Origin of the sequence: Bacillus sp. AFS017336 (assembly GCF_002555445.1) — a bacterium.
GTDB lineage: Bacteria > Bacillota > Bacilli > Bacillales > Bacillaceae_G > Gottfriedia.
In genome coordinates, this window is record NZ_NUCO01000021.1 from 380,145 (window position 1) to 399,559 (window position 19,415).

Annotated in this window: 14 protein-coding genes and 2 pseudogenes; 14 read left to right on the plus strand and 2 right to left on the minus strand. The window is 34.0% G+C overall.

What is annotated here, in order from left to right; genetic code table 11:
* The first annotated feature begins 75 nt into the window (after positions 1–75).
* The 6 genes and pseudogenes from rpsO to dpaB all read left to right on the plus strand — a co-directional run.
* Complete coding sequence (gene rpsO, locus CN601_RS13635) at positions 76–345, plus strand: 30S ribosomal protein S15 (protein WP_025568545.1); 270 nt, start codon at positions 76–78, stop codon at positions 343–345.
* 231 nt (positions 346–576) lie between these two features.
* Positions 577–2,691 carry a polyribonucleotide nucleotidyltransferase gene (pnp, locus tag CN601_RS13640; protein ID WP_098117469.1) on the plus strand — a complete coding sequence of 705 codons (2,115 nt, stop codon included), beginning with the start codon at positions 577–579 and terminating at the stop codon, positions 2,689–2,691.
* Between the two features lie 286 nt (positions 2,692–2,977).
* Positions 2,978–3,958 (plus strand): polysaccharide deacetylase family protein, encoded by a 981-nt coding sequence (locus CN601_RS13645; protein ID WP_098171324.1) that lies wholly within the window; start codon positions 2,978–2,980, stop codon positions 3,956–3,958.
* A 99-nt stretch (positions 3,959–4,057) separates the two neighbouring features.
* Positions 4,058–5,299 carry a M16 family metallopeptidase gene (locus tag CN601_RS13650; RefSeq protein ID WP_098171325.1) on the plus strand — a complete coding sequence of 414 codons (1,242 nt, stop codon included), beginning with the start codon at positions 4,058–4,060 and terminating at the stop codon, positions 5,297–5,299.
* Between the two features lie 216 nt (positions 5,300–5,515).
* The gene (gene dpaA / locus CN601_RS13655; protein WP_098117466.1) at positions 5,516–6,415 is read left to right on the plus strand and encodes a dipicolinic acid synthetase subunit A; all 900 of its coding nucleotides are present in this window, start codon (positions 5,516–5,518) and stop codon (positions 6,413–6,415) included.
* A pseudogene (dpaB, locus tag CN601_RS13660) lies at positions 6,415–6,840 on the plus strand (dipicolinate synthase subunit B); the annotation flags it as partial. The gene dpaA and the pseudogene dpaB, both read left to right, overlap by 1 nt.
* 30 nt (positions 6,841–6,870) lie before the next feature.
* Here dpaB and CN601_RS13665 read toward each other — a convergent pair.
* Positions 6,871–8,367 (minus strand): recombinase family protein, encoded by a 1,497-nt coding sequence (locus CN601_RS13665; RefSeq protein ID WP_098171326.1) that lies wholly within the window; start codon positions 8,365–8,367, stop codon positions 6,871–6,873.
* Positions 8,368–8,496: 129 nt separating this feature from the next.
* Here CN601_RS13665 and CN601_RS13670 point away from each other — a divergent pair, with 129 nt between their 5' ends.
* The 7 genes and pseudogenes from CN601_RS13670 (at position 8,497) to dapA (ending at position 13,923) form a co-directional block, all read left to right on the plus strand.
* Positions 8,497–8,673 carry a cell division protein FtsZ gene (locus CN601_RS13670; RefSeq protein ID WP_098171327.1) on the plus strand — a complete coding sequence of 59 codons (177 nt, stop codon included), beginning with the start codon at positions 8,497–8,499 and terminating at the stop codon, positions 8,671–8,673.
* A gap of 238 nt (positions 8,674–8,911) precedes the next feature.
* Positions 8,912–9,070 carry a hypothetical protein gene (locus CN601_RS26955; protein ID WP_179865551.1) on the plus strand — a complete coding sequence of 53 codons (159 nt, stop codon included), beginning with the start codon at positions 8,912–8,914 and terminating at the stop codon, positions 9,068–9,070.
* Positions 9,071–9,666: 596 nt separating this feature from the next.
* Positions 9,667–10,200 (plus strand): hypothetical protein, encoded by a 534-nt coding sequence (locus CN601_RS13675; RefSeq protein ID WP_098117461.1) that lies wholly within the window; start codon positions 9,667–9,669, stop codon positions 10,198–10,200.
* Between the two features lie 144 nt (positions 10,201–10,344).
* Positions 10,345–10,527: pseudogene (spoVFB, locus tag CN601_RS26960) on the plus strand (dipicolinate synthase subunit B); the annotation flags it as partial.
* Positions 10,528–10,710: 183 nt separating this feature from the next.
* A complete protein-coding gene (asd, locus tag CN601_RS13680; protein ID WP_098171328.1) occupies positions 10,711–11,754 on the plus strand; it encodes an aspartate-semialdehyde dehydrogenase in 1,044 nt (347 codons plus the stop codon).
* A gap of 25 nt (positions 11,755–11,779) precedes the next feature.
* The gene (gene dapG / locus CN601_RS13685) at positions 11,780–13,009 is read left to right on the plus strand and encodes an aspartate kinase (protein WP_098171329.1); all 1,230 of its coding nucleotides are present in this window, start codon (positions 11,780–11,782) and stop codon (positions 13,007–13,009) included.
* Positions 13,010–13,029: 20 nt separating this feature from the next.
* Positions 13,030–13,923, plus strand: coding sequence for a 4-hydroxy-tetrahydrodipicolinate synthase (dapA, locus tag CN601_RS13690; protein WP_098171330.1), 894 nt, complete (start codon positions 13,030–13,032; stop codon positions 13,921–13,923).
* A gap of 60 nt (positions 13,924–13,983) precedes the next feature.
* On the opposite strand, the gene CN601_RS13695 is transcribed toward dapA, so the two are convergent.
* Positions 13,984–15,516, minus strand: coding sequence for a multicopper oxidase family protein (locus tag CN601_RS13695; RefSeq protein ID WP_098171350.1), 1,533 nt, complete (start codon positions 15,514–15,516; stop codon positions 13,984–13,986).
* A gap of 415 nt (positions 15,517–15,931) precedes the next feature.
* Here CN601_RS13695 and ppsA point away from each other — a divergent pair, with 415 nt between their 5' ends.
* Positions 15,932–18,544 carry a phosphoenolpyruvate synthase gene (gene ppsA / locus CN601_RS13700; RefSeq protein WP_098171331.1) on the plus strand — a complete coding sequence of 871 codons (2,613 nt, stop codon included), beginning with the start codon at positions 15,932–15,934 and terminating at the stop codon, positions 18,542–18,544.
* The last annotated feature ends 871 nt before the right edge of the window (positions 18,545–19,415 follow it).

Here is a 19,415-nt window from a genome sequence, read left to right on the forward strand (position 1 = left end):
GTTGCTTGGCTGTTCGATTCACCGACGACTGCTAGGTGATAGGTGTTCAACAATAATATTATGAGGTGAATTAACATGGCATTAACTCAAGAACGTAAAAACGAAATTATCAGCACTTACAAAACTCATGCAAACGATACTGGTTCTCCAGAAGTTCAAATTGCAGTTTTAACTGAAAACATTAACTCTTTAAATGGGCACTTACGTACTCACAAAAAAGATCACCACTCTCGTCGTGGTTTATTAAAAATGGTTGGTAAGCGTCGTAACTTACTTAACTACTTACGTAACAAAGACATTACTCGTTACCGTGAATTAATTAACAAATTAGGTTTACGTCGTTAATTTCGAGTATTAATTTGATACTTTTAGAAAAAGCGGGATTCTTCCCGCTTTTTCTTATACATATCGACTTAAATTAAGTGTTCATTCGATGTTAAATTTATAAATATTTAATCTCTTTTTCTCGTTAGTTGATTTCTTTACTAAACATAGGAGATAATAGAGAATATACGATTTTTTACATAATTTAATCTAAACATTGAATTGTAAATTAGAGAGGGGTATTTATACCATATGGAACAACAAAAGCACGTTTTTTCCACGGAGCTTGCTGGTAAAACTCTTACAGTTGAAGTAGGACAATTAGCTAAGCAAGCAAATGGAGCAGTTTTAGTAAGATACGAAGATACTGTCGTATTATCATCAGCAACTGCATCAAAAGAACCTAAAAAAGTTAGCTTTTTCCCATTAACAGTAAACTATGAAGAGCGTTTATATGCAGTAGGTAAAATTCCTGGTGGATTTATTAAACGTGAAGGTAGACCAAGTGAAAAAGCAATTTTAGCGAGTCGATTAATTGACCGTCCAATTCGACCATTATTCGCAGATGGATTCCGTAATGAAGTACAAGTAATCAGTATGGTTATGAGTGTAGATCAAGACTGCTCATCAGAAATGGCTGCTATGTTTGGTAGTTCATTAGCTCTATGCGTATCTGACATTCCTTTTAATGGACCAATTGCTGGAGTAGTAGTCGGTCGTATAAACGGCGAATTTATTATTAATCCAACTGTTGAACAAGCTGAAAACAGTGACATTAATTTAACCGTAGCTGGAACAAAAGATGCAATTAACATGGTTGAAGCTGGAGCTGACGAAGTACCAGAAGAAGTAATGCTTGAAGCAATCATGTTTGGTCATGAAGAAATTAAAAAATTAATTGCTTTCCAAGAAGATATAGTAGCTCAAATTGGTAAAGAAAAATTGGAAATTAAACTTCATGAAATTAATGCGGATTTAGAAAAACAAATTCGTGAAATTTGTGAAGAAGAATTAAACGCAGCAATCCAAGTTCATGAAAAACATGCTCGTGAAGATGCGATCAATGTAGTAAAAGAACGCGTTGTTCTTCAGTTTGAAGAAAATGAAGCGGACGACGAAACAATTGGACATGTTAAAGAAATTCTTTCAATGCTTGTAAAAGAAGAAGTTCGCCGATTAATTACAGTTGAAAAAGTACGTCCAGATGGAAGAAAATTAGATGAAATCCGTCCATTATCATCACAAGTTGGTTTACTACCACGTACGCATGGTTCTGGTTTATTCACTCGTGGACAAACTCAAGCGTTAAGTATTTGTACACTTGGTGCTCTAGGTGACGTACAAATCCTTGATGGATTAGGTATAGAAGAATCAAAACGATTTATGCACCATTATAATTTCCCACAATTTAGCGTTGGGGAAACAGGACCAATTCGTGGACCAGGTCGTCGTGAAATTGGTCACGGAGCACTAGGTGAAAGAGCTCTTGAGCCAAGTATTCCGGACCAAAAAGACTTCCCATACACAATCCGTCTTGTTTCAGAAGTTCTTGAATCAAATGGATCAACTTCACAAGCTAGTATTTGTGCAAGTACATTAGCAATGATGGATGCAGGTGTACCAATTAAAGCGCCAGTTGCAGGTATTGCAATGGGATTAATTAAATCTGGTGAACATTATTCTGTACTTACAGATATTCAAGGTATGGAAGATCACTTAGGAGATATGGACTTTAAAGTTGCAGGTACTGCAAAAGGTGTTACTGCACTTCAAATGGACATTAAGATCGATGGATTATCAGAACAAATTTTAAAAGAAGCTTTAGAACAAGCGAAAATTGGACGTATGCAAATCCTTGATTCAATGTTGGCAACAATTAGTGAACCAAGAACAGCATTATCTGAGTTTGCTCCAAAAATCTTAATGATGACAATTAATCCAGATAAAATTAAAGATGTTATCGGACCAGGTGGAAAACAAATCAATAAAATTATTGAAGAAACTGGCGTGAAAATTGACATTGAACAAGATGGTACTGTATTTATCTCATCTGTAGACCAACCTATGAACGATCGTGCAAAACAAATTATTGAAGACCTTGTTCGTGAAGTAGAAGTAGGTCAACTATACATGGGTAAAGTTAAACGAATTGAAAAATTCGGCGCATTCGTTGAAATTTTTGCAGGTAAAGACGGCTTAGTACACATTTCTGAAATAGCAGAAGAACGTATTGCAAAAGTTGAAGATGTACTTTCACTTGGGGACGAAATCCTTGTAAAAGTAACTGAAATCGACAAACAAGGCCGAGTTAACTTATCTCGCAAAGCAGTATTAAAAGAGCAAAAAGAAAAAGCTGAACAAAACTAAAAAGAGGAAGGCGTTTAGCGTTCCTTACCAATAAAGAACAACAGGCACTTAAGGTGAACCTGTTGTTTTTTTTAATTTTTTTGTTTTACCCTCTCTTTCTAGACTCTTCCTTTCTTAATTCCGCATTTCCTATTTTTTCCTGCATTTTTTTGTGTTTCATATTTTTTTTTGGTTACAATAAAAAAGTAGAACTAGAAATTACCATATAAGTACATAATTTTGTAGGGAGCTTGTTCTATTTTATTCAAAAATAACATATTCCTTCTAGTAGGAGGGCGTTTAGGAAATGAGTAGAGGTAGGTTAAAAGTCTTAGCATTAGTTGTGGCATTATTTCTAGCAACTCTAGTAGTTAGAAATCATTACACTAATCATTACGTAAGGAACTTAAATGCAAAATCGTCACTAGTAACAGCAAAAACAAATGATTTACTAGCTGAAATTAAAACAAACGCACCATCATATGAAAAACCTCCTAAAGATGCTTATTTGGATTCGGTTTGGAAGGCCATTCCCGGGTATAACGGATTAGCGGTTGATGTAGATGCATCGTATAGGAAAATGAAGGCAAAAGGCAAATTCGATAAGAGTAAGTTAGTTTTTAAAGAAGTTTCTCCTAAAATTCACTTAAAAGATTTACCTCCATCACCAGTGTATAAAGGTAATCCGGAAAAACCAATGGTAGCGTTTACGATTAATGTGGCTTGGGGAAATGAATACATTCCAAGAATGTTGGAAGTGTTAAAGAAGCACAATGCAAAAGCAACTTTCTTTCTAGAAGGTAGATGGGTAAAAAATAACCCAACTGTTGCTCAATTAATTACTGCTGCGGACCAAGAGGTTGGTAATCATTCGTATACACATCCTGATATGGCAAGATTAGGCAGTCAACAAATAAGAAATGAAATAGTGGAAACAAATTCTGTAATTTTAGCTACAACCGATCATAAAGTTGAATGGTTTGCTCCTCCAAGCGGTAGCTATCGTGATGAAGTGGTAAAAATTGCTTCAAGTTTAGGGTTAAAAACAATTATGTGGACAGCAGATACGATTGATTGGCAAAAGCCACCAAGAGAGGTCATTATTAATCGTGTCATGAAGAAAGCAGAAAATGGTACGATCGTTCTTATGCATCCAACCAAACCGACAGCTGATGCGCTTGATGAATTGATTACAAGAATTGAGGCATCAGGAAGGAAAGTTGTAAATATCTCAACTTTATTAGATGAAAAACGGTTCGATACAATTAAAAAAGTTGAAAACAAATGACAATTGAATTCAGCTTTGTTAAGATGATTGTAAAATATAGTTAAATTTTTCAATCTTATTACAATTGTAAATAGATGGTGTATACATAGGAGGCATTACATGATTGTACGACATACTTGTAAAAATGGAGTAAGAGTAGTTATTGAAAATATTTCAACGGTTCGTTCCGTTGCACTAGGTGTATGGATTAAAACTGGTTCATACAATGAAACAAAAGAATTAAATGGCGTTTCGCATTTTCTAGAGCATATGTTCTTTAAAGGTACTAAAACGCGCAATGCTAAAGAAATTGCGGAAAGTTTTGATTCAATTGGTGGACAAGTAAATGCTTTTACTTCAAAAGAATATACTTGTTATTACGCTAAAGTTTTAGATACACATGCAGATTACGCATTAGAAGTACTAGGGGATATGTTCTTTAATTCAACTTTTGACGAGGGTGAATTAGAAAAAGAAAAAAATGTAGTACTCGAAGAAATTAAAATGTATGATGATACACCAGATGACTTAGTACATGACTTACTAAGCAAGGTTATGTATGAAACTAATCCACTAGGGTATCCAATATTAGGTACTGAAGAAACTTTAAAAACTTTTAATGGCGATACACTACGCCAATATATGAATGATTTTTATACACCAGATCAAGTCGTTATTTCGATTGCTGGTAATATTGATGAATCTTTTATTAAACGAGTTGAAGATTTATTTGGAAATTATGAAGGGAAAAAGAAAGACGTTAGCTTTGGGATTCCTACAATTCATTATGGAGAAATTTCTCGTAAAAAAGAAACAGAACAAGCACATCTTTGTATCGGATATAGAGGTCTTGAACTAGGACATAAGGATTTATATCCATTAATCGCCTTAAATAATATTCTTGGCGGTAGTATGAGTAGTCGATTATTCCAAGATGTTCGTGAACAAAAAGGACTTGCTTACTCAGTTTTCTCATATCATTCTGCATATCAAGACAGTGGTATGGTGGCAATATATGGTGGTACTGGTAAAAGCCAAGTAAACCAATTATTTGAAACAATCCAAGAAACTTTAAAAATTTTAAAAGCAGATGGCATATCAGAAAAAGAATTAATTAATTGTAAAGAACAATTAAAAGGTAATTTAATGTTAGGCTTAGAAAGTACAAATAGCAGAATGAGTCGTAATGGTAAAAATGAATTAATGATTGGTCATCATCGTTCATTAGATGAAATAATCAAATTAATTGATGATGTTACGATTGAAAATGTAAATGATATTGCAAACTTTGTCTTTACAGACGATTATGCAGTTGCATTAGTTAGTCCAGATGGGGTAATTCCATCTAATTTAAAACATTAAGACGATGAATGAGAGGGTCCTTAACAATGATTAAGGACCTTCTTTTATTTTTTCTGTTAAATACTTTTTGATTACTGGGCCTTAATTTTAGAAAGAATCTTCACCAATGCAAAGGAAGATTCATAAGATATTTAGGAGAAAGATGTTAGGCGGTAGTCCTGCTTACAAATTATTAATTTCCATTTACCATAGTGAAGTAAAGAAGGTGAATGCTGCATGTTAACTGGCTTGCACATTGCTGTTATTGGCGGGGACGCCAGACAGTTAGAAGTTATTCGGAAGTTAACAGAGTTAGACGCAAAAGTAACATTAATAGGTTTCGAACAATTAGATAGTGGTTTTACAAGTGCATCAAAAGAATTAATGGCAGATGCTAATTTTGAAGATCTAGATGCAATTCTTCTACCAGTACCAGGTACGAATATTGAAGGAGTTGTTGATACAATTTTTTCAAATGAAAAAGTTGTGTTGACGAAAGAAATATTAGATAGTACTCCAGCTCATTGTACGATTTACTCCGGAATAAGTAACTCTTACTTAGATAGTATAGTTGCAGCTTCAAATCGAAAATTAGTAAAATTATTTGAACGTGATGATGTAGCAATTTATAATAGTATTCCAACTGTTGAAGGAACAATTATGATGGTAATTCAACACACTGAATACACGATTCATAATTCAAAAGTAGCCGTATTAGGTTTAGGTCGCACAGGAATGAGTGTCGGAAGGACCTTTCATAATTTAGGTGCTAAAGTAAAAGTAGGCGCTCGTAAATCTGAACATATTGCAAGAATCGTTGAAATGGGCTTAGAAGCATTTGAATTCAAGAACATTGAAGAAGCCTTAAAGGATGTTGATATTGTTATTAATACAGTTCCTACTTTAATTGTCACTGCAGGGGTCATTTCAAAATTACAGCCACATGCGCTAATTATTGATTTAGCTTCAAAACCTGGAGGAACAGATTTTCGTTATGCTGAAAAAAGAGGTATTAAAGCATTATTAGCACCAGGTTTACCAGGAATCGTTGCTCCTAAAACAGCAGGGCAAATAATCGCAAACGTACTAACACAGCTATTAAAAGAAGATTTAGAGAAAAGGAAGGAGCAATCGTAATGAGTTTAAAAGGTAAGAAAATAGGATTCGGAATTACAGGTTCTCATTGTACTTATGAAGAGGTCGTACCCCAAATTCAAAAATTAGTCGATGATGGAGCTGACGTATATCCTGTAGTTACATTTACAGTTAAAAGTACAACAACTAGATTTGGTGTAGGAGAAGACTGGATCAAAAAAATTGAAGAAATAACAGGGCGTAAAACAGTTGATTCAATTGTAGGAGCAGAACCATTTGGACCAAAAGTACAACTAGATTGTATGGTCATTGCACCTTTAACGGGTAATTCAATGAGTAAGTTTGCTAATGCTCAAACTGATAGCCCTGTATTAATGGCAGCTAAAGCTACTTTGAGAAATGGAAAACCTGTTGTTCTAGGTATTTCTACAAATGATGCTTTAGGTTTAAATGGAACTAATTTAATGTGACTTAGATGATAATACCAAACACCAAAATTATTTTGGTAGCTTCGGATAAAGAATAATACTAAAATCATCTAATTTTTGATGTGGTTCTTTTTGATATTCAACCTTAATTAGGATTGATTTTAGTAGACGATTTTTAAGCTCTATATCAGTTGTTTTGAAATATAAATCTAGCACGTTTTCAACTGTTGGAATCACTTGCTCTTTAAACTGTTCTCTTTGTTGATATTTTGACAATTCTTCTACTATTAAGGTCTTACTATTTGAGAGCTCTTTAAAACGATTAGAGAGTATCTCAGAGCGTTCAATATAAATGGATTCATCATAAACCCCTCGTTCTAAAAAATTAAATAAGTTATTTTTTTGTTTTTCAACTTCCTTTAAATCATTTTCGATTTGCTTAAGTGCTTGTTTTTTTAAATTAATAACTTCAAAGTCGTTGATCTCTGAAAGATTTTTAAAACTTAATTTATATTCTTTTAACCAAATTTCTAAACCTTGTAATATCCTCTCTTCAACTAAATGAGTATATGAGGACCGAGTATTACAGCGGTTATTTGTACAAACAATTTGTCTAGGTTTTCCTTTCGGATAGCGCTGCTGTAATTTTGAACTACATTTACTACAAAAAATTAATCCAGCTAGCTGATTGCTTAACTTACTATTATAAGGAGCATGATAACGACTACTTAAAATTTCTTGCGCCGAATTAAATACTTCGTTATCGATAATTGCATCATGTTTTCCATCAACTATAAGCCACTCAGATTTAGGCTTTCTTACACCTTTGCCATTTTTTTTATTCCAGGTTACTTTACCAATGTAAGTAGGATTTTTTATCATTTCAAGAATAGAATGATAGCTCCACTTCTTACCCGAAAAAGAAGGTATATTCATTTGATTTAAACGGTTCGCAATCTCAGTTGCACCAATCAATTCTTTTGTATACCATTCGAAAATACTTTTTACTACTTTTGCCTGTTCAAGATTAATACTTAAAGAGCGAAATTCTTTTGTTTCATATAAATCATAGCCATAAGGAGCAAAAGTTCCGATGTAATTGCCTCTTTGAACCGATAAAATACGACCACGTTGAAGTCTACGAGTAATAATTTTCAACTCTTTTCGAGCCATAAAAGCTTCAAATTCACTATATTCTTCATCGAATTCATCATGGAGATCATAAGTCTTTCTAGGCGTAATAATTTTTGTTTTTGAAGATTTAAAGGTTTCTAATATTATTCCTTGTTCCTTCATATTACCGCGTCCAAGCCGATCCATATCCATTACAAGTACACCATCATATTTAAATTCCTCGACCTCCTGTAAGAGCTTAAGCATTTCCGGCCGATAAACAAGTGATTCACCAGAAGCAATTTCCTGCCGAATACAAATTATATTTAACTGACTATCTTGTGCGAATTTTAAAAGCTGTTCTTTATGTTTTGATAAAGTTTCACCTTCACCACGGGCTTCAGCATCAAGATCCGCACGACTTTTCCGTAAGTACAAAGCAACACGTTCCATTTATTTTTCACCTCTTAGACTATGTATATGTCTAATTAAGGAATTAATTAATTTGCGAAGCTCTCATAACCTTTATAAAAGATTGGTTAGTCCGTATCAAAACGAATCATATAATAAATTACGGGGGTGGTGATACTGAGCAAACAAACAGAATTTACTGCTACCTATCAATTTGGAAAAACAAAAGTTAATATCATTGCACCTATTGATGTATCGGAAGAAAATAAAATAAAAATCCTCGAAGAAATCCACCTAATTGGCTGGAAAATTATTAAACAAGAGTTGGAGAATAAGGAAGATTATTAATCTAGAGGGTGTCCCGAAAGTGTGATAGGGATATCCTCTTTTTTATGTTTATAGGAAATTTTAAAAAAAGTTAAATGTAAGTGCTAATAAGGGATCAGAGCCTGCCGATAAAGGTTGGAGTGCAAATAAAACCGTGAAGGGTACAATTAAGGAAAGAGAGTCTGCAAATAAGAATCCAGAGTCTGGAAATAAAGGTCGAAGTGCAAATAAAACCGTGAAGAGTGCAAATAAGGAATGATTGACTGCAAATAAAACCGTGAAGAGTGCAAATAAAGAATGTGAGCCTGCAAATAAAGGTTGGAGTGCAAATAAAATTAGTAAAACTGCAATAAAAATTAATCAAACTGCAAATAAAAATAGCAAAACTGCAAATAAATTACCTAGAATCAGAGAATAAACAAGATATTACCCATACCAGTAAGGGTGATCTGAGCTTTCTAATGGTTCAAAAGTGAAAGTAAAGAATGAAAAACGAACAAATTTTGCTCTCATTTTCATAATCCAACTAAAAAAATCAAGCAATCTCATTAAATATCCATAAATGGAGCTCGTATAATCAACTCTTATTGATAAACACCACTTAGATACCCTCCCATTTTCCTTTAGAACAGGACAGCCTAGATCGCTAATGTGTCAGTTACGATTTTTGGACGGCCTCTTAAATTTAACAAACCTTTAGATACGATGCCCCCAGAAAAATGGTCCTTATTAGAATATATTTTTTATCCTTTTACAACGGTAAAAAACTAAATATGCAATCATTTTTTCTGAAGATATAATAAAGGCCATGACATTAATATGACGATACAAGTAGTTGAATAGTATTGCTAGTTTGTTACAGGAAAAATGAGCACCGAAGATAGACCAATTACGAAAGAAGCGAGCGTTTGGCGAACAGTCTAGGACAGATTATTCAAAAATCTGTCATTTTTTTTACAAAACGAACGTATTTATGGTGATAGTGAGTCTAAATATTCATCATAGAGAGGAATGTTGGTTATTATCGAATATCAATTCAAAAAACAACTAAATAAAGTGGAAAAACTGATTGAACAAAAACATGCTGAGCATTTGATTTCAAATGTCAGAATTAGAGATGTGTTGGAGCTAGCCTATAAAAATTGGACATTAGATTATGCCAAGGCGGTCGTTGCCTTAAATCTAACAAATGGTGAATTAATAGGATATTCAGTAAGTAGTACACAAAAACATCATAGAAGTGATTCTCAGATTATCATTTTTGAACTCGATGCAAATGTTGACGTGGAGGATGTTTCCGTATTGTTAGGAAATATGGGAGTGAAAGCTGTACGATCATTCTTTGAAATTGACGATGAAACTTTTTCAAATAATATGTTTTTTTGGACTGAATGTTATTTGAGGTTTCATAATTTAACAATTAAATCGATCAGAGATAGCTTTTTAAGAGTACTCTATAATGATTACAAACAAACATTTTATAATACATGCATTAAAAAACAATTGGATTATATATACACCTACTATTATGTTAACAATAATCAATAGGATGAAATTGTATTATTCATAATTTTTAACTGCTTTCTTGTTTCAGCCCCCAATTAAATCCTTTATGATACTTCCTTTTAAGTCAATTTATATGTCCCATAAAAAACGATAAACTGATTAAATAGGTATTATCCTCTAAGCCATAATTTAATGCGTTTAATGAGTACAAAAAATATATATTTTATTCCCTTTGGGCAAGACGATCCAGTAAAAAAACCCAATTCATTAGTAGCAAGAATGGAAGCGTTACTTGATACAGTTAAATCTTCTATAGAAGGAAAACAACTTCAACCAGTTCTAGTTGAAAAATATCGTGACCTACAATAATTATTTTAGAAAAAATAATACTGAATTATTTTTTCTATGTTAGAATGAAGAAAATTGAGTATGTGTCATTAGGATACATACTCGTTACTATGAAAAGAATTATTCAAGCGAAAACCTTTGAATATCAACTTCATTTGACGTAAACTATTTAATAAAAGTGAAAACAGGGATGGTGCAAAAAAAGTGGGGAATAAACAAAGTTATGTAGTAGCTGTCGTAGGTGCGACTGGTGCAGTTGGACAACAAATGATTGCAACATTAGAAAATAGAAATTTTCCAATTAAAGAAATTAAATACTTATCATCAAAACGTTCTGCAGGAACAAAGTTATCATTCAATGGGCAAGAAGTTATCGTACAAGAAGCTACTCCTGAAGCATTCGAAGGTGTAGATATTGCTCTATTTAGTGCTGGGGGATCTGTATCGAAAGAACTAGCGCCAGAAGCAGTAAAAAGAGGAGCAGTTGTAGTAGATAACACTAGTGCTTTTAGAATGGCTGAAGATGTGCCATTAGTTGTACCTGAAGTAAATGACAAAGATTTATTTAATCATAAAGGTATTATTGCAAACCCTAACTGTTCAACAATTCAAATGGTTGTTGCACTTGAGCCAATTCGTCAAACAATTGGTTTAAATAAAGTAGTAGTTTCTACTTACCAAGCTGTTTCAGGTGCTGGAGTTACAGCGATTGAAGCGTTAAAGGATCAAGCTCAAGCTTTCTTAAATGGCGAAGAAGCTACTCCATCAGTATTACCGGTAAAAAGTGGTGAAAAACATTATCAAATTGCTTTTAATGCAATTCCACAAATCGACGTATTTACTGAAAATGGATATACTTATGAAGAAATGAAAATGATAAATGAAACTAAAAAAATCATGCATTTACCTGAATTACAAATTAGTGCAACATGCGTAAGACTACCTGTAATTTCTGGTCATTCAGAGTCAGTATATATTGAAGTTGATAAAGCAGTATCAGTAGAAGAATTAAAATCACTATTAAGTGATGCACCTGGAATCGTTTTACAAGATGATCCAGAACAACAACTATATCCAATGCCATTTTACAGTATTGGAAGTAATGAAGTATTTGTAGGACGTATACGTAAAGACTTAGATAATCCATTAGGATTCCATTTATGGATTGTATCAGATAATCTATTAAAAGGTGCTGCTTGGAATTCAGTGCAAATTGCTGAAAGATTAATTGAGTTAAGCATCATTTAGTGAAAACTGCTAGAGAGGTGCAAGAATGAAAATATTAGTCCAAAAATTTGGTGGGACTTCAGTACGTGATGAAAATGGTAGAAAGCACGCACTTAAGCATATAAAAAAAGCGTTAGAAAATGGTTATAAACTAGTAGTAGTTGTATCTGCGATGGGACGAAAAGGTGAGCCTTATGCAACGGATACACTATTAAATTTAGTTGGTGCCAAAAAAAGTAAAGTTACTCAACGAGAACTTGATTTATTAATGTCATGCGGAGAAACAATTTCATCAATTGTCTTTTCAAATTTATTAAATGAAAATGGTATTCACGCAATGGCAATGACAGGAGCATCGGCTGGCTTCAGAACAAATGATGAATTTGGTAATGCGAAAATTCTAGATATGAAGTGTGGCCGATTATTGAAAGAATTAGAAAACTACGATGTAGTAGTAGTGGCAGGTTTCCAAGGATCAACATCTAATGGTGATACCACGACTTTAGGTAGAGGTGGAAGTGATACATCTGCTTCTGCTCTTGGTGTTGCAGTAGGCGCAGAAACAATCGAAATTTTTACCGATGTTGAAGGCGTAATGACAGCCGACCCAAGAATTGTAAAAGAAGCTAGACCATTATCTGTTGTTACGTATGCAGAAATTTGTAATATGGCATATCAAGGAGCAAAAGTAATTCATCCTCGAGCTGTCGAAATTGCAATGCAAGGAAAAGTACCTATTCGAATTCGTTCAACGTATTCAACTAGTTTAGGTACACTAGTAACATCGAATCCAACACAGCGAATCATTGGTGAAGGTATTCATGATCGATTAATTACAGGAATCGCACATGTACCTAATGTTACTCAAATAAGAGTAACATCAAAGGAACATACATTTGATTTACATTCTCAAGTATTTAAAGCGATGGCGAATAAAGGAATAAGTGTAGACTTTATTAATATTTCTCCAAATGGTGTTGTATACACAGTGAGTGATGAGGTTTCTACAAAAGCAATTGATGTACTAAAAGGAATTGGCTATGAGCCTTCATACACTGTAGGTTGCGCGAAAGTATCAATCGTTGGAGCTGCAATTGCTGGAGTACCTGGAGTAACTTCAAAAATTGTAACAGCACTTGCTGAAAGAGGAATTCAAATTTTACAATCAGCAGACAGCCATACGACAATTTGGGTACTTGTAAAAAATGAAGATATGGTCGAAGCGGTTACGGCACTTCATGATGCATTTGAACTTAGTTCAGTTAAAGTGGATTAATATTTGATCGGAGTGGAACAATGAGTAGATTTGGTAAAATTTCAACAGCAATGGTTACTCCTTTTGATTCAAAAGGTAACATTGATTTCGCAAAAACAACAAAGCTTGTGAACTACTTAATAGAAAATGGGACTGATTCAATCGTAGTATGCGGTACAACTGGCGAATCACCAACTTTAACGACTGAAGAGAAATTAGCGTTAATAAGTCACGTTGTCTCAGCTGCAAATGGTAGAGTACCAGTAGTAGCGGGTACTGGAAGTAATAATACACGTGAAACAGTAGAATTAACTAAAAAGGTTTCAGCTTTAGGGGTAGACGCAATCATGGTTGTTGTACCTTATTACAATAAGCCAAACCAAGAAGGTCTATATCAACATTTTAAAGCTGCAGCAGAAAGTACTGAACTACCTGTAATGTTATATAATGTACCAGGAAGAACAGTAGCTAGCCTTTCTGTAGACACAGTTGTAAGACTGGCAGAAATCGAAAACGTAGTTGCAATTAAAGATGCGACTGGTAACTTAAGTATCATGACAGAAATTATTGATCGTACTCCTGAAGATTTTGAATTATATTGTGGCGATGACGGTTTAACGTTACCAGCATTTGCAATTGGTTCAAAAGGAACTGTTTCAGTAGCATCTCACGTATTAGGAAATGAAATGCAGCAATTAGCTGAAAGCTTCTTCACAGGAGATATGGCTAAAGCACAATTCTTACACCGTAAGCTATTGCCATTATTTGATGGATTCTTCATGGCTCCAAGCCCAAGTCCAATTAAAACAGCTTTACAAATGAAAGGTTTAGATGTTGGTGGAGTTCGTTTACCACTTGTACCACTTTCAGAAGCTGAGCGAGCAACATTAAGTAATCTAATTAACAAATTAGACGAAGCATTACAAAATAATTAATACTAAAACCACTTACAATCCAATTATTTGGATGGACGTAAGTGGTTTTTTGTTGTGTCACTATTGAATAACAATATATGGCCTCATCATTTCATAGTCCTCATGCTCTAACATATGACAGTGCCAAACATATAATCCTGTGAAAGGTCCAAACTTCATTATGATTCTAGTTACTTGGTTTGGATTAGACTGAACAGTGTCCTTCAATCCATTTTCTTGTGGTTTTGGTGGGATAGCTGGTCCTGTGTAATGAATGATCCTTTCTTTCTTATATTTTTCTACATCAAAATTTCTTCGGTCTACTATTTGGAAATCAATTAAGTGAAGATGGATTGGATGAGCATCAGGCGTTAAGTTAATTAAATACCATATTTCGGTCGAGCCTAACTTCGGGTTTTCAGAAATCGGCGCATCCCAGTGTTTGTTATCCAATAACATAATTTCTCGTCCGTATTGATCCATCTCGTGATTTAATGTGAGATATCGCTCCATTGAAACAGAACGTTCATTTATTTTTGGAACACTCATCATATAACCTGGGATCATACTAGTATCAATATTTGACAAAGCCAAAGTAACTCTAAACTGCATGATAGTTCCTGTATTTTCATCAACGGCATTTCCATCTGGAAATGGGGCGGGGGCATCGTTTTTTAGAATAATAGATTTCCCTTCAAGATTCGTAAAATCAATGATGACTTCTGCACGTTCCGCAGGAGATAACATAAGTTCATTGATTCCAATAGGGTGCTGCATGAACCCACCTTCTGTTGCGATTTGATACATAAGTTGACCAGAATCAAGCGTAAATCGAAAAAAGCGTGTATTCGAAGCATTTAGTAATCTGAATCGATACTTTCTTGGTTCAACATTAAAATAGGGATGCACTTTACCATTAACAACAATCGTATCTCCAATAAATTCAGGGAGAATAGACGTCTGCAATTCCTTGATTGGTTTATCTGGTTGATTTGGATAAAAAAGTGATCCATCATGATTAAAACTTTTATCTTGTATCATAAGTGGAACATCATACTTCCCACTAGGTAAATTTAATAAATGTTCATTTTGATCACTTATTAAATAGAAACCTGCTAATCCAGCATAAACATTGAGCCTAGTAATACCAAGTGTATGATCATGGTACCAAAGTGTCGAGGCACAATCGCAATTATCATAACGATAAACTTGCTTTTTAAAATAACGCCCAACTTGAATAAAGTCCCTAGTAAACCAAGCTTCAGGATAACCATCGCTATCTGATTCAACACAAGCACCATGAACATGTACTACCGTACGGACTTCAGGTAGATCCATATGTGCACCGTGAACTGTATAGTCTATGGGGAATAAGTGCCGATCAGGAAGATGATTGATCCATTTAATAAACACTATTTCACCTGATTCAACTTGAATTGTAGGTCCTGGGTAACTACCCTCGTATCCCCAAACAGTTGAATCATCTAACTCACTATGAAGAGATTGCTTGAACTCCGTCATTCTTACTTCATAATAAGTATAAAACTGATCCTTCCAAAGAGGTTTTAAAATAGGTGGAATAGGGAGTTCATCAACAAATTTAGAGAGGCTGATTTTATTTGAACGTACGTTATTACTGATCGATTGGTTATTTATTCGAGGATTAGTACGTTGTTTATCGGAAAAATGATTCAAATCATGTGACTCACTGTTATTTATATTCATGCATTACCTCCCTTCCTAAATTATTCATATTCCTTTCTTATCTAAAAATTACATTCGATAAATAAAAGTTCAAAAGAGAGATTAGCTATTCATTAGAGGGGGAAATATAAAACAGTAAAAAAGTTGAAATCGTTTTTTAAAAATGAAAAAGAGCACCCTGTATAGTCATCTAACAGAGTGCTCATTAATTTTATTTTCTCTTCCTACTTTAATTATACCATTTTATATCAAGTTAAAATAGACTGTTTATTCTCCCTTACTACTGCTAAAATCAAATAACAAAATTGGTTAGGAGAGATGTGTAATGAGTTCTTTTATTCTCGATTTTCTAGAAATTGAAAAAAATCAGCTTTTTCATGTTGGAGGTAAAGGGTTAAATTTAGGAGAATTATCAAAAATTCAAGGAATAAATGTCCCAAAAGGTTTTTGTATTACAACAGCTAGCTTTCAAAAAGCGATAGAAAAAAATGAATTGTATCATACTTTGTTAGAACAACTAAACATGGTAAAAGTAGCAGATCGAGATAAAATTAGAGAAATCAGCAGGGAAATTCGAGAAATCATACTCGAGGCAGTAATTCCTTCTGATGTTATATCAGCAATTACAAACTATCTTTCCGAGTATGAAGAAAATCAAGCCTTAGCAATTCGATCTAGTGCAACTGCTGAAGATTTACCACATGCGTCTTTTGCTGGCCAACAAGACACTTATTTAAATATCATCGGCAAAGAAGCAATCTTACAGCATATTGTCAAATGTTGGGCATCCTTGTTTACAGACCGTGCAGTAATTTACCGTATTCAAAATGGATTTGACCATAGCCAAGTTTATTTATCCGTTATCGTTCAAAAGATGGTTTTTCCACATGCTTCAGGGATTTTATTTACTGCTGATCCTGTTACATCAAACCGGAAAATAGTATCAATTGATGCCAGTTTTGGACTTGGTGAAGCTCTTGTCTCAGGGATCGTTTCTGGAGACTGTTATAAAGTATGTGAAGGTGAAATCGTTGATAAAAGGGTAACAACCAAAAAATTAGCAATCTATGGGCGACCTGAAGGAGGAACAATAACACAACCAATCGAACCGGCACAGCAAAAAAATCAAACTTTGACTGACGAACAAATACTGCAACTAGCAAATATAGGAAGAAATATAGAATCTTATTTTGGTAAGCCACAAGATATTGAATGGTGTCTTGTTGATGACACATTTTACATTGTCCAAAGCAGACCAATTACAACACTATACCCAATTCCTGAAGCGGATGATCAAGAAAATCACGTTTATCTTTCAGTTGGCCATAATCAAATGATGACTGATCCAATGAAACCATTGGGATTGTCTTTTTTTATGTTAACGACTAAGGCGCCAATGCGTAAAGCAGGAGGGAGGTTGTTTGTTGATATTACACGCAATCTTGCTTCACCTACCGCCAGAAAAATGCTTATTGATGTAGCAGGAAACTCAGACCCACTTGTAAAGGGCGCGTTATTAAATGTTGTTGAACGTGATTTTATTAAATTGACATCAGTTGAAAATAACACAGCGATACCAATACAAAACAATAAAGATTTATCGTCTACTGAATTTAAACCGCAAATAGAAAACGATCCTACGCTTATAACTAAGTTAATTAATAAGAATCAAGCATCAATCGAAGAGCTAAAGCAAAACATTAAATCGAAATCAGGATCAAATTTATTAGAGTTTATTTTAGAAGATATCCAAACATTACAGGCGATCTTATTTGATCCACAAAGCTCAGGAGTAATTAGGACTGGGATGGATGCCTCATCTTGGATTAATGAAAATATGAACAAGTGGTTAGGGGAAAAAAACGTAGCAGATACATTATCTTTATCGGTTTCTAACAATATTACTTCGGAAATGGGTCTTTCGTTAATGGATGTTGCAGATGTAATTCGTCCATATCCTGAAATCATAAATTTTCTACAACATGTAAAAGATGAAAACTTTTTAGATGAACTAATTAAGTTTAATGGAGGGAAGGAAGCAAAAGACGCTATCAATGATTATTTAAGCAAGTACGGAATGCGATGTGCTGGAGAAATCGATCTTACAAAAACGCGTTGGATCGAAAAATCAACTACACTTATTCCGATGATTTTAAATAATATTAAAAATTTTGAGCCTAATGCAAGCAAACAGAAATTTGAGCAAGGGCAACAAAAAGCCTTAAAAAAAGAAAATGAGCTAATTGAGCGATTAATTCTATTACCAGATGGTGAAAGGAAAGCAGAAGAAACAAAACGAGTTATCAGCATACTTCGAAATTTTATCGGTTATCGTGAATATCCAAAATACGGCATGATTAATCGCTATTTCGTTTATAAACAGGCTTTATTGAAAGAAGCCGAAAAACTGGCCTTAGCTAGCGTCATTAATAATAAAGAAGATATTTACTATCTAACTTTTGAAGAACTTTGCGAAGTAGTGCGTACAAATAAACTTGATTACGAAATCATTAGCAAACGAATAGAAGAGTACAAATTTTATAATAAACTAACGCCACCAAGAGTAATCACATCTGATGGTGAAATAATTACAGGTGAGTATAAACGAGAAAATCTTCCACCTGGTGCCATCCCAGGCCTAGCTGTATCCTCAGGGGTTATTGAAGGACGCGCTCGCGTGATCTTAAACATGGAAGATGCCGATTTAGAAGATGGCGATATATTAGTCACGCCATTTACCGACCCTAGCTGGACACCATTATTTGTTTCCATAAAAGGCCTCGTTACCGAAGTTGGTGGACTAATGACTCATGGGGCAGTGATTGCCCGTGAGTATGGTTTAGCTGCGGTTGTCGGTGTCGAAAGTGCCACAAAACTTATAAAAGATGGACAACGAATTCGAGTAAATGGAACTGACGGATATATTGAATTATTATAATGGCTGAACTAATTCATTTTGATGTTTTTTCGATTTTCTAAATGTTAATTCAGCTCAGGAATATGATAACTACGAAAAGAAAATGCAATTGGCCTTTTCGGCAGCCTGCCTCCTTCTATTATTAGAAGGGGGTCAGATTGTTGAAATAGGGGGGAACATAATCATAGGTAAGTAATGTTGGTTGTAGTGGGCTTCCACTGCGGCCTGTTAAGTGTTAGTTTGTTTAATCATCTTGTATTTTTTACGTACTCATGCACTTGTTATGAGTACGTTTTTTTCTATTTTAGCTGATTTAGTAACTCATGAAGCTGTTATGAGTAAGAGTTTTTGATAATTTAACTGATATAGTAACTCATGAAGCTGTTATGAGTAAATGCTTTAGAGAATATAGCTGATATAGTTACGCATGAACCCTTTATGAGTAAGTGTTTTAGAGAATATAGCTGATATAGTTACGCATGAACCCTTTATGAGTAAGTGTTTTAGAGAATTAAGCTGATATAGTAACTCATGAACTCTTTATGGGTAAGTGTTTTAGAGAATTAAGCTGATATAGTAACTCATGAACCCTTTATGAGTAAGTGTTTTAGAGAATTAAGCGGATATAGTAACTCATGAACTCTTTATGGGTAAGTGTTTTAGAGAATTAAGCGGATATAGTAACTCATGAACCCTTTATGAGTAAGTGTTTTTGATAATTTAACTGATATAGTTACTCATGAAGCTCTCATGAAGCTGTTATGAGTAAGTGTTTCTAAGAATATAGCTGATTTAGTTACTCATGAGGCTGTTATGAGTATGTGTTTTAGAGAATTTAGCTGATATAGTTACGCATGAACCCTTTATGAGTATGTTTAATGCAAAATAAAAG

Excerpts from the sequence above, each read along its gene's own strand:
- dapA (WP_098171330.1), top strand. The coding sequence starts at position 13,030 with ATGAGTAGATTTGGTAAAATTTCAACAGCAATGGTTACTCCTTTTGAT.
- CN601_RS13650 (WP_098171325.1), top strand. The coding sequence starts at position 4,058 with ATGATTGTACGACATACTTGTAAAAATGGAGTAAGAGTAGTTATTGAA.
- dapG (WP_098171329.1), top strand. The coding sequence starts at position 11,780 with ATGAAAATATTAGTCCAAAAATTTGGTGGGACTTCAGTACGTGATGAA.
- ppsA (WP_098171331.1), top strand. The coding sequence starts at position 15,932 with ATGAGTTCTTTTATTCTCGATTTTCTAGAAATTGAAAAAAATCAGCTT.
- CN601_RS13665 (WP_098171326.1), bottom strand. The coding sequence starts at position 8,367 with ATGGAACGTGTTGCTTTGTACTTACGGAAAAGTCGTGCGGATCTTGAT.
- pnp (WP_098117469.1), top strand. The coding sequence starts at position 577 with ATGGAACAACAAAAGCACGTTTTTTCCACGGAGCTTGCTGGTAAAACT.
- dpaA (WP_098117466.1), top strand. The coding sequence starts at position 5,516 with ATGTTAACTGGCTTGCACATTGCTGTTATTGGCGGGGACGCCAGACAG.
- rpsO (WP_025568545.1), top strand. The coding sequence starts at position 76 with ATGGCATTAACTCAAGAACGTAAAAACGAAATTATCAGCACTTACAAA.
- CN601_RS13645 (WP_098171324.1), top strand. The coding sequence starts at position 2,978 with ATGAGTAGAGGTAGGTTAAAAGTCTTAGCATTAGTTGTGGCATTATTT.